The sequence below is a fragment of the Thermus tenuipuniceus genome (assembly GCF_002964845.1).
Classification (GTDB): domain Bacteria; phylum Deinococcota; class Deinococci; order Deinococcales; family Thermaceae; genus Thermus; species Thermus tenuipuniceus.
Genome location: NZ_PRDA01000015.1, coordinates 53,865 through 67,725, shown reverse-complemented (window position 1 = coordinate 67,725; position 13,861 = coordinate 53,865). Strand labels below are relative to the sequence as shown.

Genomic DNA, 13,861 nt, shown 5'->3' with positions numbered 1-13,861 from the left:
CCCCGCCTGCGGGGGGAAGGGGGTGTTTATGCAGGGTATTCGGGAGGTGCAAGTTTTGAGTTAAAAGAGGCGCTTCGTCGCTTGCGGGAAGCAGGGATCCCCGCAAAGCAAAGCCTCTCCGCCGGGAGCTACCTTTGCAACCAGGCCTTTTACCTGTCGCTTTTTCATCTTCCCCCGGAGGTCCCCGTGGCCTTCATCCGCCTTCCCCCTGACGAAACCCTGGCCCTGGGAAAGGGGTGGGGCCTACCTTCCCCTAAGGGAACAAGCCCGGGCAGTGTACACTCTGCTAGAGCTACTATGAGGGTTTTGTTCGTGTCCAACGGGCCCACCGAGGACGCCATCGGCGCCCGCATCGCCGCCCAGCTTGGCCACGCCATCTGGGCCCTTCCCCTGGTGGGTCGAGGAAACGCTTACCAAGGGGTGGTTCAAGAGGTCCTAGGACCCAGGAAGGAGATGCCTTCGGGGGGGTTCCTTTTCGGCAGCCTAGCCAACCTTGTGGCCGACCTGAAGGCGGGGTTCCTCTCCATGAGCTTCGCCCAGTGGCAGGCCGCCTGGGCCTTCCTGCCTGACGCCGTGGTGGTGGTGGGGGACGCCTACGCCCTCAGCGTGGGGGTTCTGGCCGCCCGGGGCAAACCCCTGTACCACGTGAACCCCTTGGTTTCCGCGCACTACCTGGAAGCTGTCCGTCCCTTAGAACTCCTTCTGGACTGGGGCGGGAGCGACTTCACCCCCTATGAACGTCTCCTACACCGTAAGGCCCGAGCGGTGTTCGTACGGGACGAACCTAGCCTCAGGCGGCTTCACCGCCTGGGCGTCCCTCACGCTTACTGGTACGGAAGCTTTGCCATGGACCTCTTACCCCCACCGGAGCGGAACCTCGCTCCCTGGGTGGGTGAGGAACCCCTCCTGGCCCTGCTCCCAGGTACCAGGGGTGACGAGGCCTTCAGCCTTCCCCTCATGCTGGAGGCCACTTTACGGCTTCCCCTCATCCCGGCGGTGGCCTGGGCCAAGGAATGGGAGGCGCTTCCCCCCCTGCCAGGCTGGCAGACCCAGGAGGTTGCTCCCGAGGCCTTGCGGCTGGAAAGGGACGGCAAGACCGCCTGGGTCTTCCGAGGGGCCTTCTCCGCCATCCTTCACCAAAGCCGCCTGGTCCTGGCCACCGCGGGCACGGCAGCGGAGCAGGCAGCGGGCCTAGGCATTCCCGTGGTGGCCTTCCCCACCCCCGGTCCCCAGTACACCCAGGCCTTTGCCCGTAGGCAGAAGCGCCTCCTCGGAGAAGCACTCCACCTTACGGAGGCCCACCCTGACCGCGTGGCGGCCACCGCCCAAAGGTTGCTCCAAAACGAGGCCCTTTACGCTCGATCCAGCCAAGCAGGGAAAGAGCGTATAGGTCCGCCTGGGGGCATCCAGGGAACTGCTCGTCACATCCAGGAAGACATACACCGCTTAGGACAGATCCGTGCGGTATGCTAAGCTCTGCATGCGCCTCTACCGCGTAGGCCTCTTCACCGACGTCTACTTCCCCAACCCCAACGGGGTCACCACCAGCGTTTACCTCCTCCTGCGGGAGCTACGCCGCATGGGCCACGAGGCCTGGGTCATCGCCCCTCGCCACCCCGAGGCCCCCGAGGGCGAGGAGGGGGTAGTGCGGGTGCCCTCCGTGGCCTACCCCTTCTACGAGGGGCAGCAAATCGCCTTGCCCTCCGCCCGCCACCTGCCCACGGAGTTTGAGCTGATCCACACCCACACCCCCCTCACCCTGGGGGTATGGGGCCTCAGGATCGCCCGCAACAAGGGCCTGCCCCATGTCTCCACCTTCCACACCCATTACGAGAAGTACGCCCACTACGTGCCGGGCCTGGCGGTCCTGGACAAGTACACGGGCATCGTTCCCCGCCTGGCCAAGGCCTTCTATAACCGGGTGGAGGTAGTCATCGCCCCCACCGAGCCCGTGAAGCGCCTTGCGGAAGGCTACGGCATAGAGCGCCCCATCCGGGTCATCCCCACCGGGATCGACAACCGCCTCCTGGAGGAGGCTCCCCTCCCCTCCCCTCCCCCTTGGCCCGAAGACAAGCGCCGCCTCATCACCGTGGGGCGCCTGGGGAAGGAGAAGTCCTTTGACGTGGTGCTGAAGGCGGTGGCTGAGCTTTCCAAGAAAACAGACGTCTTCCTGGTGCACATCGGGGAAGGCCCGGAGCTCCACGCCCTCGAGCACCTAGCCAGAGGGCTCGGCATCGCCGAGCGGGTGCGCTTCCTAGGCCCCGTGCCCTACAAGAAGATCGGCGGCTACTACCGCATGGCCGAACTCTTCCTCTTCGCCAGCGAAACCGAGACCCAGGGGCTTGTGGTCTGGGAGGCCCAGGCCATGGGGGTGCCAGTGGTAGCCGTGGGGGCGGAAGGGGTATTGGAGGGGGTGGAGGATGGCCGGACGGGCTACCTGGTGCCCCCGGGGGACTTCCTAGCCCTGGCGGAAAAGGCCCTGGACCTCCTGCTTGACGAAGAGAGGCGGCGGCGCTTCAGCCTCCAAGCCCGCGCCTGGGCCATGGAGCGCTCGGCAGAGCGCATCGCCGAGAGGATCGTGGCCGTCTACGACGAGGCCAACGAAATCCTCCGGGCCGAGCCTCGCAGGCTCATCTTCCCCTTTCCCCGCCTTCCCCGAAGTACCCTCGAGGATCGCCCAGGAGGTTTCTGACCTGCTGTAGAAGAAACTTCCCCCAGCCCCCTTTAAGCCTGCGGGCCGAGGTGAGGACCAAGGCCCGGGGTACGTAGCGCACCGGGCCCTGGCGCGCAAGCCTCCAGCCCAAAAGCACGTCCTCCCGGGCCTCCACCTGGGGGAAGCCTCCCACCTTTAGGGCCGCTTCCTTGAGCACCATCATGTTGGCCCCCGCCAGGTTGGGATGCCGGAGGAGGGCCATCAAGTGAAGAAAGGCACGGTAGCCCCAGTCCGATAGGAGGGCCTCCACCGCCGAGACCCCATAGAAGCGCAGGGGACCGTACAGGGCCACCGCTCCTGGCGCTTTCTCGGCCAGGGCTTCCAGCCAGCCGGGCATGGGCAGGGAGTCGGCGTCGGTCATGGCCACCCACTCCCCCCGGGCGGCCAGGAGCCCCGCCTGGCGGGCATAGGCTACCCCCTTCCGGGGGCAATACACCACCCGCACACCAAATCCCTCCGCCACCTCCCGCGTGCGGTCGGTGGAGGCATTATCCACCACGATCACCTCAAAAGGCGGCAAAGTCTGCGCCAAAACCGCCTGCAAGGCCTTTGGCAAAAAAGCCTCCTCGTTGTGGGCGGGGATCACCACGCTGATGCGCACGGGTATACTTTAGCGTGTTTCGCTATCTGCCGTGGACCAGGGAGGGGCTTTCCGTTTTCCTGCGCCTCGTCCTGGCGGTGGGCCTCATGGAGGGGGTGCGTAGCGGCTTCTTCGCGGGCTTCCTGCCCTTCTTTGCCCCCGAGCGCCTGAACCTAGGCCCTGCTGCCTTCACCCTAGCCTTCACCTTCCACCAACTGGCGGAAAACTTGTCCAAGACCTTTGGTGGGTTCCTGGCGGAACGGGTAGGGTTTGGCCGCACAGCCGCCCTGGCGGCCCTAACGGGCCTCGTGGCCCTGCTCCTTATCCCCCAAGCCCATGCCGCCTGGATGCTCTGGGGGGTCGCCCTGGTCTGGGGCCTCAGCGTGTCCACCCTGTACCCGGGCCTCATGACCCTGGCCAGCCGCATCGCCGTCCCCGGACGGGAGGCCCGCGCCCTCTCCTTCACCTTCACCCTAGTGCTCCCCTGGGCGGGTATCGGCCTCGTGGGGGTAGGGCAGGTCGCCCAGCAGCACCCGGAGGCCGCCCTCAGCCTGCTGCTCGCCGCCCAGGGACTCACCCTCCTCCTGACCTTAAGCCTCATCCGCTTCCGCATCCCCCTACCCAAAACCAAGCAGGAGCGCTACCCCCTAGGGCGCCTCTTGATCTTCCTTCCCGCCGCCTTTGGCCAGACCTTCGCCCCCGCCCTGGTATCCCTTTTCCTCCTCCGCTTCGCCAAGGAGAACCTGGGCCTCGAGCCCCTAGCCCTAGGGGGCCTACTCCTTGTGGGAGGGGGCCTCGCCTTCGGCCTCCTTCCCCTCACCGGACGCCTCGTGGACCGACACGGCTACCGCTGGGCGCTCCTGGCAGGCCTGGTCCTCCTGGGTGGGGTCATGCTGCACCTCGCGTCCCAGCCTTCCTTGGGAGAGCTCTTAGTCCTCACCGTTCTAGGCGGGCTAGGCTTCAGCCTCTTCATGCCGGGTTGGAATGGTTTCCTGGCCAAGAACCTTCCCGAAGAAAATCGGGCTGCCGTTTGGGGAGGGCTCATGACCGCAGAGGGGTTGGGCGTAGCCCTGGGGCCCGCGGTGGGCGGGTTGCTTTGGGAACGCTTGGGCCCTGAGGCCCCCTTTATGTTGGGCGCCGGGATCTTCCTAGCCCTGAGCCTCTTCTACGCCGGGGTGCTGGGGAGGAGTCGATGGAACTAGTCCTTGGCCTTCTCCTTGCCCTTTACGGCTGGAGCGACCTTTTGTTCCGCTTCCTCGGGGCGGGGGCCTACGCCCACGGCTCCAGGCGCACCCCTAAGGTGGCCCTCACCTTTGACGACGGCCCCTCGGAGAGGACGGAGGCCCTCTTGGGGCTTTTGCGCCGGTACGGGGTCAAGGCCACCTTCTTCCTGACCGGGGAGCGGGCCAAGGCCCGGCCGGACCTGGTGGAGGCCATACAGCGCGAAGGCCACCAGGTGGAGGACCATGGGGAGTGGCACCAGGCCTGGAAACTCTTCCTGCCCTGGCTGGAGTGGGCGCACATGCGCCGGAACCCCGGGCGCTACTACCGCCCGCCCCATGGGCTCCACACCCCCTTTACCCGCCTTTTTGCTCGCCTCTTGGGCAAGCGCGTCGCCCTGTGGGACCTGGAAAGCAAGGACTGGCTGGATCTCCCCCCTGAAGCCCTGGCGGAAAGGCTCCTTTACTACCTGCGCCCAGGGTCCATCGTCCTCCTCCACGATGGGCCGGAGCGCACCCTCAGGCTCTTGGAGCGGGCGCTTCCGGAGATGCTACGGCTGAGATACCAACCCGTCACCCTGGATGGCCTCGTCCCCTTACCCCTCACCCCGAGGCTCGCCCTTATCCGGGGGCTCCAGGGATTTGAGGAACGGTACAACGCCAAGCATCGGGTGGCCCGGGCAGGATACGGTCCCTTCGACCTCTTCCGGGTGGAGAAGAAGCCCTTCCCCGGACCCGACCTACCCGGGCTACCCCGGGGCATCCCTGCCTTGGAGCTCCATCTGGAAAGCCAGCGGAGCATGGAACTCTCCCCCCTCGAGGCCATCCGATACGTGCGAGAAAGCCTTAAGAAGGTGGCGGAACGGATGGCTCAAGACCCCGAGGTGCGCTTGGTCTACGGCTACAGCTACCTGGCCCAGGGAGCCAGGCTTTTTGGTTTCCACACCCATCCCCTTCCCCCTTGGTCCCGTCTCGTGGCCACCCTGAGCAGCGCCTGGTTCCTTTGGTTGTACCGGGAGCAGCTGCCCAAGCCCGACCGTTCCTGGGCCGAGCTGGCCTACCTCAGCCGGGAGGAGGTTTTAAAGCGATTCCCACCGTCCACTCCCGCTTCCCCACCCCAGGCACCCGGTGAGGGGCAAACCCCGCCTCCTTGAGGGCCCGGCGAAAAACCCCTTGGGCGGAGTAGGTAGCCAGCCTTCCCCCACGCCGCAAAGCCCGGTGAAGCCCCTTTAAAACGGGCAAAGACCAAGGCCCCGGGTTCACCCGAGGGCTGAAGGGATCCAGATAAACCGCCGTGGCCCAGTCCTGGGGAAGCGCCAAAGCTTCCACCTCCCCGAAGAAAATGCGAAGCTCACCCCAAGCCCCCCGGAAGCAGGCATCAGGCCAGCCCTTAAGGATTTCCGCAAACACCTCTTCCGCCCTGGGAAGAGGGAGGCGCACCCGCGCGAGCACCTCCCGGGGTAGCGGCTCCCGTTCCACGGCCAAATAACGGAGGTACACCCCCCGGCCCAGGGTGCTTTCCAGAGTCGCGCGGAAGTTCACCAAAAGGCCCAGGCCCACCTCGAGGACCCTTGGAGCCGGATGAAGATGGGTGAGGGTCTTCTCCAGGTAAAGCCGCCTGGCCTGGAGCAAGGCTCCCTGCCGGGGATGGTAGGCCTCCCCGTACCCTGGGTGGAAGAGGGTGGGGGTTCCATCCTGGGTGAGGATGGGCTCCACTCCCGTAGAATAGCCCCCATGGAGCTCAGCCTTCTGGACAAGCTCTCGGGAACCCTGGCCAACGCCGCCACCGTGACCCTGGGCACAGGGCTTGGCCTTCTGCTTCGGGGCCGGCTCCCCGAACGCATGGCCCGCATCATGGTCCAGGGGGTGGGGCTCACCACCCTTTTTATCGGGTTCTCCATGGCCAGCGCCCTGGGGAAAGCCAAGGGCGGAGCCCTAGACGGGGTGGTCCTGGGACTCATCGCCCTGGTACTGGGAGGGCTTCTTGGGGAGTGGTGGCGGATCGAGGAGGCCCTCGAGGGCATCGGGGAAAAAATCAAGCGGGCTGTAAGGGGCGGGGGAAGCTTCACCGAGGGCTTCGTGGCCGCAAGCCTTCTCTTTTGCGTGGGCCCCATGACCCTTCTCGGCTCCATCCAAAACGGCCTCACCGGGGATCCCAGCATTCTTCTCTTAAAGGCCACCCTGGACGGCCTTTCCGCCATCGCCCTCACCAGCTCTTTCGGCATTGGTGTTGGGTTTAGCGTGCTGGTCATCCTCGGCTACCAAGGGGGTATCGCCCTTCTGGCCGGTACCCTGAGCCAGGTTCTCCCTGACCCCGCCCAGGACCCCCGGGTCCTCCTGGTAAACGGGGTGGGAGGGCTAATGGTCCTGGGGGTGGGAATCAACCTCCTGGGCCCCACCAAGGTGCGGGTGGGCTCCTTTCTTCCTGCCCTCCTCCTGGCCCCCTTGGTCTGGGCTTTGGCCAACTGGCTTTCGTAGGGCTTTGTGAGGGTAAAATGCGGGGCATGGAGCTATCCCCGGAGCTTCTGCGCAAGCTGGAAAGCCTTGCCAAAATCCGGCTCTCCCCCGAGGAGGAAGCCTTGCTGCTATCGGATCTCAAGCGGATTCTGGAGTTCGTGGACGCCCTTCCCCAGGTGGGGGAAGCCTGGGCGGAGGAAGCCCAAGGCCGCCTCAGGGAGGATGAGCCCCTTCCTTCCCTTTCCCAGGAAGAGGCCCTAAAAGTAGCCCCGGAGGCTGAAGAGGGGTTTTTCCAGGTGCCCAAGGTGCTGGAGTAGCCATGGTGGACCTCAAGCATCTCCGCCGCAACCCCGAGGTCTATCGGGAAGCCATCCGCCTAAAGGGGGTGGCCCTGAATCTGGATGCCCTTCTGGCCCTGGACGCCGAGGTACAGGGCTTAAAGGCCCGGCTCCAGGAGCTTCAGACCGAGCGCAACCGCATCGCCAAGGAAGTGCCCAAAGCGCCCCCTGAGGCCAGACCCGACCTCATCGCCCGGGGCAAGACCCTGGCGGAGGAGGCCAAGGGGGTGGAGGAGGCCTTGCGGGAGAAGGAAGCCCGGCTTTGGGAATTGCTCCTCCAGATGCCCCTTCCCCCCTGGCCGGGGGCCCCCGTGGGACCTGACGACTCCGCCAACGTGGAGATCAAGCGGGTGGGAAACCCACCGGAGTTTTCCTTCCCTCCCCTGGACCACGTGAGCCTCCTGGAGAAAAACGGCTGGTGGGAACCCAGGATCAGCCAGGTTTCGGGAAGCCGCACCTACGCCTTGAGGGGGGACCTGGCCCTTTACGAGCTGGCCCTGATCCGCTTCGCCATGGACTTCATGGTGCGAAAAGGCTACACTCCCTTGACCCTTCCCTCCTACGCCAGGGAGAAGGCCTTCATCGGCACCGGACACTTCCCGGCCGCCAGGGACCAGGTCTGGCCCATCGCCGGCACGGACCTCTACCTCACGGGCACCGCCGAGGTGGTCTTAAACGCCCTTCATAGCGGGGAGATTTTGCAGCAGGAGGAGCTTCCCAAGCGGTACGCCGGTTATGCTCCCGCCTTCCGCTCGGAAGCGGGCAGCTTCGGCAAGGACGTGCGGGGCCTCATGCGGGTGCACCAGTTCCACAAGGTGGAGCAGTACGTGCTCACCGAGGCAAGCCTCGAGGCCTCGGACCAAGCCTTCCAGGAGCTTTTGCAAAACGCCGAGGAAATCCTCGGCCTTCTGGAGCTTCCCTACCGCCTCTTGGAGGTTTCCACCGGGGACATGGGCCCGGGCAAATGGCGGCAGGTGGACCTGGAGGTCTGGGTCCCCTCGGAGGGGCGGTACCGGGAAACCCACTCCTGCTCGGCCCTTCTGGACTGGCAGGCCCGGCGGGCGGACCTCCGCTACCGGGATAGGGAGGGAAAGGTGCAGTACGCCTACACCCTGAACAACACGGCCTTGGCCACCCCCCGCATCCTGGTGATGCTCCTGGAAAACCACCAGCTCCCGGACGGCAGGGTGAGGGTACCCAAGGCCCTTATCCCCTACCTGGGCAAGGAGGTGCTGGAACCATGCGTCTAGAGGCCGCAGAGCTTAGGATCCTGGAGCTGCCCCTGAAGTTCCGGTTTGAAACCAGCTTCGGGGTGCAGACCAAGCGGACCATCCTCCTCCTGAGGCTTTTCGGAGAGGGCCTCGAGGGCCTAGGGGAAGGGGTGATGGAGAGGCTTCCCCTCTACCGAGAAGAGACCGTGGCCAGCACCCGCTACCTCCTGGAGGAGGTCTTCCTGCCCCAGGTTCTGGGAAAGGACTTCGCCAACCCTGAGGCCCTAGGCCAGGCCCTTAGCCCTTTCCGGGGCAACCCCATGGCCAAGGCGGTCCTGGAGATGGCCTTCTGGGACCTCTTTGCCAAGGGTTTAGAAAAGCCCCTTTGGCAGGTCCTGGGCGGGGTGCGGCAAAGGGTGGAGGTGGGCGTTTCCCTAGGCATCCAACCCACGGTGGCGGACACCCTGAGGGTGGTGGAAAAGCACCTCTCCGAGGGGTACCGACGCATCAAGCTCAAGATCAAGCCGGGTTGGGACTACGAGGTGCTGAAGGCGGTGCGCCAAGCCTTCCCCGAGACCACCCTCACCGCCGACGCCAACAGCGCCTACCGCCTCTCCGACTTCCCCCAGCTGAAACGGCTGGACGAGCTCTTTTTGGATTATATCGAGCAACCCTTGGGCTACGATGATCTCCTGGACCACGCCCGGCTCCAACGGGAAATCGCCACCCCCATCTGCCTGGACGAGAGCCTCACCTCAGCGGAGAAGGCGAGGAAGGCCATTGAGCTTGGGGCAGGGCGGGTTTTCAACATCAAGCCGGCCCGGCTTGGGGGCCACGGGGAAAGCCTCAAGGTCCACGCTCTGGCCCAAAGCGCCGGGATTCCCCTTTGGATGGGAGGAATGCTGGAGGCTGGGGTGGGCCGGGCCCACAACCTCCACCTGGCCACCCTGCCCGGCTTCACCAAGCCCGGGGACGTGAGCTCGGCCAGCCGCTACTGGGAGGAGGACATCGTGGAAGAGGCCCTCGAGGCGGAGGAGGGCCTCATGCCCGTGCCCGAGGGTCCAGGCATCGGGGTGCACCTGAAGCTTCCCTTGGTGGAGCGGATCACCCTATGGCAGAGGTACATGTCCGCGAGCTAAAGGGCCCCGAGGAGATGGAGGCCGTGGTGGAGCTCCAGCGGAAGGTCTGGGGCCGTGCGGAAAGCGACCTGGTGCCAAGGGGCCTTCTCATCGCCGCCCAGGACGAGGGGGGCCTGGTGGCGGGGGCCTTCGTGGAGGAGAAGATGGTGGGCTTCGTCTTTGGCTTCCCCACCCAAGACCCCACGCTCCAGCACTCCCACATGCTGGGGGTGCTGGAGCCCTACCGGGGTACAGGGGCCGCCCTCCTCCTCAAACGCTTCCAGCGGGACTGGTGCCTGGCCCGAGGGATCTGCAAGGTGGTCTGGACCTTTGACCCCTTACGGGGGGTGAACGCCAACTTCAACCTGAGAAAGCTAGGGGCCACCGCCAAGACCTACCTCCCCGACCACTACGGCCCCATGACGGGCATCAACGCCGGGGCCCCCTCGGACCGGCTTCTGGCGGAGTGGGAGCTCCTCTCGGAGAGGGTCTACACCCGCATCTACGCCCCTCCCCCCGAGGCCCAGGCCGAGGGGTTACCCCAGGCCAACCGGGTGGAGGAGGAAAAGCCCTTGGAGGCTTTCTTGGACCTCGAGGCGCCCCGTCTCCTCTTCCAGATCCCCGAGGACTGGGGAAGGATCCTAAAAGACGATCCCGCCTTAGCCCTCACCTGGCGGGAACACAGCCGCCGGGTCCTCGGCCACTACTTCGCCCGGGGCTACCGGGCGGTGGACTTCGTGCGGCACCCCAACCGGTATGTTCTGGCTAAAGACTGAGCTTTGGACGGCGGAGGTGGTCTACACGGGCTTCGGCACCCCCATGCTCCGGGGGGGGATTGCGGTACAGGGGCCTACCGTGGTGGGCCAGGGAAGCCTGGAGGAACTCCGGGCCCGTTTCCCCCAAGCAGAGGTGGTCCACAAGGGTAAGGCCCTCTTCCCACCCCCGGTGAACGCCCACACCCACCTGGATCTTTCCCTCCACCCCCTTTACCAGGGACCCTTTCCCGGCTTCATCCCCCATGTGGTGGCCCATCGGGAAAAGCGGGGGCTGGAAGCAGCAAGGCAAGGCCTGGAGGAACTCCTGCGCTCCGGGGCAGGGGCCTTCGCCGACGTGGTGTTTAAGGACGAGGTCATGGAGTTCCTGCTCCGGGAAAGCCCCTTGCCGGGGGTGGCCTTCTACGAGGTCTTCGCCCCGGATCCCGAGGACGCCGAGGAAGTGTTCCAGCAGGTCCAGGCTAAGGTCAAGGCCTGGCGGCGCCTGGAAGGACGGGTGAGGGTGGGGCTTTCCCCCCATGCCCCCTACTCGGTGAGCGCACCCCTGTTGCAGCGGCTCGCCCAGTACGCCAGGGCCGAGGGCCTCCCCCTGATGGTCCACGCAGGGGAAAGCCAGGAAGAAGCGGCCTTCCTGCAAAAAGGAGAGGGTTTCTTAACCCAGATCCACGGACGCTTCAGCCGAACCCCCTTTGAACCCCCGGGTCTAACCCCCATCCGCTACCTTCGGGCCCTTGGCGCCTTGGGCCCCAACACCCTTTTGGTCCACGGGGTGCAGGTGGACGAGGAAGAGGTGAGGATGCTGGCGGATTCCGGCACCAAGGTCATCCTCTGTCCTCGGTCCAACGCTTACCTGGAGGTGGGGGAGGCTCCCATCCACCTCTACGCCCGCCATGGGGTGGAGCTGGCCCTGGGCACGGACTCCCGGGCCAGCAGCCCAGACCTGGACGTGAAAAACGAGGCCCTTTTCCTCTGGGGAAAGGTGGATCCCCGGCTTCTCATCCGGGCCCTGACCCGGGGAGGGGACCGGGCCCTGGGCCTTCCCACCCCCCGCCTGGCCCGAGGAGCCCCCGTGAGTCTGGTACACTCCCTCTGATGCGCCCCTTGGGCCGCGGCTCCCAGCTCAGCTTCCCCTCCCTTTGGGATGAGGAAATCCGGCACACTGGCCCCCTCATCCTCTACAGCGCCTTCACCGGGGCCCTGGCCGGCCTGTTGGTGGCCCTGTTGAATGGGCTACTCCGGGTTCTGACGGAAGCCTTTGGTCTCTTCTTTGGTTATCTGGCCCCCGAGCCCCCAGGGGAAGGAGGCCTGGCCCAGGCCTTCACTGGACCCTCCCTCTGGCCCCTCGCCTTCCTCCTTCCCTTTCTCTTCGCCCTCACCAGCCTTCTGGGGACGGGGCAGGGGCTTGCCGCTCTCCTGCTTCAGGCCCGGGAGGACCGGCCAAACCCCCCATTATCCCACCTGCGGGCCGTTTTGGGAGGGATACTCCAGCTTTCCCTCTATTCCCCCATGGGGCGCGAGGGTCCCTTTGGGGTGCTGGGGCTTTGGCTAGGCCGGGGGCTGGACCGGCGCTTTCCTCGGCTGGGCGGGGGGCTCGCCTTTGCCGGGCTCGCCGCCGGGCTTGGAGCCAGCCTGCACGCTCCCGTGGCCGGAGCCCTCCTGGCCACGGAGATTCTTTACCGGAGCTTGCTCCTCGAGGCCCGGGCCCTTACCCCCGCCCTTATCGGTGCCTTGGCGGGTTTTGCCGTCTACGGAGCCTTCTACGGCTACACTCCCCTTCTAACCTTCCAGGCCCAGGTGGATATGGGTGCCCTCCCCGCCGGCGCCCTGGTAGGGCTGGTGGCCGCCGCCCTGGCCACCCTGTGGCTAGAGGGGGCCCGCCTCCTCGAGGGCCGCATCCGCCCCCTTCCCTATCCATGGCGCCATGCCCTCCTGGGCCTAGCCCTGGCCCTGGCCCTCCTCTTCCTGCCCGAAGCCTTGGGCAGTGGCCTGGGCTGGGTGGTGGTGGCCACCACTCCCCTTCTGCCTCCCCTCGCTGTGCTGTCCTTGCTTTTGGCCAAGCTCCTTCTTCTCCTCTTGGCCAGCGGGGTACGGGCCTACGGAGGCCCCTACACCCCTGCCCTGGTCCTGGGGGGGCTACTGGGGGCCTTCCTGGCCCACCTGCCCGGTCCCCTGGCCCTACCCCCTGAAACCCTGGCCTTGGCGGGAAGCGTGGCGGTGCTGGCAGGGGTAGCCCGTGCCCCCTTCGCCGCCACCGTTTTGGCGGCGGAGTGGGGCGGGTACGCCACCTTGCCCCTGGTTCTACCCGCGGTGCTCTTAGCCTATGTCCTCACCCCCGCCTACAATCCCATGGAAGGCGTCAGGGAAGCGCAGGCCACGCCGGCGGAGAGTCTGTCTGAAACGCTTCCGCAAAGGGAACCCCCGCCTCCTGGCCCCGAAGCCGCCGGCGGGCGCGAAACTCCTCCAGGGTAAAAGGCCAGCGGTAGAACTCCTGGTAAAAAGCAAACACCGCCTCGGCCACCTCCTCGGTGGCGGTGGTATCCACGTAAAGCCACGGCCTGGCCAGCTCCCTGCGGGGATAGTGGTAGAGCCGGACCGGCTTGCGGTGCGCTTCCCCCACCAGCTTGGGTATGCGGCAGAACTTCAAGGCGGAGAGGACCGCCTGGTGCGTGGCCCGGTGGTCCGGGTGAACGTCCAGGGGATCCCAGGTGATCACCGCATCCGGCTGGAACTCGGCCATGACCCGGGCTAGGGCCAGGGCCTCCTCCCTGCTCCCCGTGAGAAAGGTGTCGCGAAAGGGGAGAAAACGGTACTCGGCCCCGACGGCTCGGGCCACATGGGCCCCGTGCCCCTCCCGTATCTCCGCCACCTTTGCCTCCTCCATGGCCCCAAACTGGCTGGCCAACTCCCCCCTGGTCATCCACACCAACAGCACCCGGTCCCCACGCCGGGCGTGGAGGGCCAAGGTGCCCAGAGCCCCGATCTCATCGTCAGGATGGGCAAACACCGCCATCAGGTTCATGGTCCTTAGCCTACCCTCCTTGCCCTAAGGAAGAAAACCCCTTAGCATGGAGCCCAACAATGGTCCGGGGCATCCGAGGCGCCATCACCGTGGAGGAGGACACGCCGGAGGCCATCCACCAGGCCACCCGAGAGCTCCTCCTCAAGATGCTGGAGGCAAACGGCATCCAAAGCCACGAGGAGCTGGCAGCCATCATCTTCACGGTTACGGAGGACCTGCACTCCGCCTTCCCTGCCGAGGCCGCCCGCCAGATCGGCATGCACCGGGTTCCCCTTCTCTCCGCCCGGGAGGTGCCGGTGCCGGGAAGCCTGCCCCGGGTGATCCGGGTCCTGGCCCTTTGGAACACGGACACCCCCCAGGACCAGGTGCGCCACGTGTACCTTAGGGATGCGGTGCGCCTGAGGCCCGACCTGGAAAGCGCCCAGTAGCCAA

The 13,861-nt window shown here is 66.0% G+C and carries 15 protein-coding genes and 1 pseudogene; 13 read left to right on the top strand and 3 right to left on the bottom strand.

Annotated elements, in window-relative coordinates:
* From C2847_RS07925 to C2847_RS07915, 3 genes and pseudogenes are all read left to right on the top strand, one after another.
* A pseudogene (locus C2847_RS07925) lies at positions 1-301 on the top strand (pyroglutamyl-peptidase I family protein); the annotation flags it as partial.
* Entirely contained in the window at positions 298-1,473 is a 1,176-nt protein-coding gene (locus C2847_RS07920; protein ID WP_105317890.1) for a lipid-A-disaccharide synthase-related protein, read from the top strand. The pseudogene C2847_RS07925 and the gene C2847_RS07920, both read left to right, overlap by 4 nt.
* Positions 1,474-1,480: 7 nt before the next feature.
* Positions 1,481-2,692 (top strand): glycosyltransferase family 4 protein, encoded by a 1,212-nt coding sequence (locus tag C2847_RS07915; RefSeq protein WP_105317889.1) that lies wholly within the window; start codon positions 1,481-1,483, stop codon positions 2,690-2,692.
* On the opposite strand, the gene C2847_RS07910 is transcribed toward C2847_RS07915, so the two are convergent.
* Entirely contained in the window at positions 2,631-3,314 is a 684-nt protein-coding gene (locus tag C2847_RS07910; protein ID WP_105317888.1) for a glycosyltransferase family 2 protein, read from the bottom strand. The two genes, C2847_RS07915 and C2847_RS07910, sit on opposite strands and share 62 nt — an antisense overlap.
* Before the next feature lie 14 nt (positions 3,315-3,328).
* Between C2847_RS07910 and C2847_RS07905 the strand changes: the two genes are divergently transcribed.
* On the top strand, positions 3,329-4,495 hold the full coding sequence (locus tag C2847_RS07905) for an MFS transporter (RefSeq protein ID WP_105317887.1): 1,167 nt from the start codon (positions 3,329-3,331) through the stop codon (positions 4,493-4,495).
* A complete protein-coding gene (locus C2847_RS07900) occupies positions 4,486-5,667 on the top strand; it encodes a polysaccharide deacetylase family protein (RefSeq protein WP_105317886.1) in 1,182 nt (393 codons plus the stop codon). Before C2847_RS07905 ends, C2847_RS07900 begins: the two co-directional genes overlap by 10 nt.
* Here the strand turns inward: C2847_RS07900 and mnmC2 are convergent.
* Complete coding sequence (mnmC2, locus tag C2847_RS07895; protein WP_105317885.1) at positions 5,576-6,229, bottom strand: tRNA (5-methylaminomethyl-2-thiouridine)(34)-methyltransferase MnmC2; 654 nt, start codon at positions 6,227-6,229, stop codon at positions 5,576-5,578. The genes C2847_RS07900 and mnmC2 overlap by 92 nt on opposite strands.
* Positions 6,230-6,247: 18 nt before the next feature.
* Between mnmC2 and C2847_RS07890 the strand changes: the two genes are divergently transcribed.
* Genes C2847_RS07890 through C2847_RS07860 form a run of 7 tightly spaced genes read left to right on the top strand, consistent with a single transcriptional unit; the run spans position 6,248 to position 12,879 of the window.
* Entirely contained in the window at positions 6,248-6,991 is a 744-nt protein-coding gene (locus tag C2847_RS07890) for a DUF554 domain-containing protein (RefSeq protein ID WP_105317884.1), read from the top strand.
* A gap of 26 nt (positions 6,992-7,017) precedes the next feature.
* A complete protein-coding gene (gene gatC / locus C2847_RS07885) occupies positions 7,018-7,287 on the top strand; it encodes an Asp-tRNA(Asn)/Glu-tRNA(Gln) amidotransferase subunit GatC (protein WP_208619945.1) in 270 nt (89 codons plus the stop codon).
* A gap of 2 nt (positions 7,288-7,289) precedes the next feature.
* Positions 7,290-8,558 (top strand): serine--tRNA ligase, encoded by a 1,269-nt coding sequence (gene serS / locus C2847_RS07880; RefSeq protein WP_105317882.1) that lies wholly within the window; start codon positions 7,290-7,292, stop codon positions 8,556-8,558.
* Entirely contained in the window at positions 8,549-9,658 is a 1,110-nt protein-coding gene (gene menC, locus C2847_RS07875; protein WP_105317881.1) for an o-succinylbenzoate synthase, read from the top strand. The genes serS and menC overlap by 10 nt, the downstream gene beginning before the upstream one ends.
* Complete coding sequence (locus C2847_RS07870) at positions 9,631-10,413, top strand: GNAT family N-acetyltransferase (RefSeq protein ID WP_105317880.1); 783 nt, start codon at positions 9,631-9,633, stop codon at positions 10,411-10,413. The genes menC and C2847_RS07870 overlap by 28 nt, the downstream gene beginning before the upstream one ends.
* Entirely contained in the window at positions 10,394-11,503 is a 1,110-nt protein-coding gene (locus C2847_RS07865) for an amidohydrolase family protein (protein WP_105317879.1), read from the top strand. The genes C2847_RS07870 and C2847_RS07865 overlap by 20 nt, the downstream gene beginning before the upstream one ends.
* Complete coding sequence (locus tag C2847_RS07860) at positions 11,503-12,879, top strand: chloride channel protein (RefSeq protein WP_208619944.1); 1,377 nt, start codon at positions 11,503-11,505, stop codon at positions 12,877-12,879. The genes C2847_RS07865 and C2847_RS07860 overlap by 1 nt, the downstream gene beginning before the upstream one ends.
* Here C2847_RS07860 and C2847_RS07855 read toward each other — a convergent pair.
* The gene (locus C2847_RS07855) at positions 12,767-13,420 is read right to left on the bottom strand and encodes a PIG-L deacetylase family protein (RefSeq protein ID WP_105317893.1); all 654 of its coding nucleotides are present in this window, start codon (positions 13,418-13,420) and stop codon (positions 12,767-12,769) included. The genes C2847_RS07860 and C2847_RS07855 overlap by 113 nt on opposite strands.
* 68 nt (positions 13,421-13,488) lie before the next feature.
* Between C2847_RS07855 and aroH the strand changes: the two genes are divergently transcribed.
* A complete protein-coding gene (gene aroH / locus C2847_RS07850; protein WP_015717231.1) occupies positions 13,489-13,857 on the top strand; it encodes a chorismate mutase in 369 nt (122 codons plus the stop codon).
* Positions 13,858-13,861: the final 4 nt, after the last annotated feature.

Bases quoted from the DNA above. Each gene is read 5' to 3' on its own strand.
- C2847_RS07920 (WP_105317890.1), top strand. From the start codon at position 298: ATGAGGGTTTTGTTCGTGTCCAACGGGCCCACCGAGGACGCCATCGGC.
- C2847_RS07915 (WP_105317889.1), top strand. From the start codon at position 1,481: ATGCGCCTCTACCGCGTAGGCCTCTTCACCGACGTCTACTTCCCCAAC.
- C2847_RS07900 (WP_105317886.1), top strand. From the start codon at position 4,486: ATGGAACTAGTCCTTGGCCTTCTCCTTGCCCTTTACGGCTGGAGCGAC.
- C2847_RS07890 (WP_105317884.1), top strand. From the start codon at position 6,248: ATGGAGCTCAGCCTTCTGGACAAGCTCTCGGGAACCCTGGCCAACGCC.
- gatC (WP_208619945.1), top strand. From the start codon at position 7,018: ATGGAGCTATCCCCGGAGCTTCTGCGCAAGCTGGAAAGCCTTGCCAAA.
- serS (WP_105317882.1), top strand. From the start codon at position 7,290: ATGGTGGACCTCAAGCATCTCCGCCGCAACCCCGAGGTCTATCGGGAA.
- menC (WP_105317881.1), top strand. From the start codon at position 8,549: ATGCGTCTAGAGGCCGCAGAGCTTAGGATCCTGGAGCTGCCCCTGAAG.
- C2847_RS07870 (WP_105317880.1), top strand. From the start codon at position 9,631: ATGGCAGAGGTACATGTCCGCGAGCTAAAGGGCCCCGAGGAGATGGAG.
- C2847_RS07865 (WP_105317879.1), top strand. From the start codon at position 10,394: ATGTTCTGGCTAAAGACTGAGCTTTGGACGGCGGAGGTGGTCTACACG.
- C2847_RS07860 (WP_208619944.1), top strand. From the start codon at position 11,503: ATGCGCCCCTTGGGCCGCGGCTCCCAGCTCAGCTTCCCCTCCCTTTGG.
- C2847_RS07855 (WP_105317893.1), bottom strand. From the start codon at position 13,420: ATGGCGGTGTTTGCCCATCCTGACGATGAGATCGGGGCTCTGGGCACC.
- aroH (WP_015717231.1), top strand. From the start codon at position 13,489: ATGGTCCGGGGCATCCGAGGCGCCATCACCGTGGAGGAGGACACGCCG.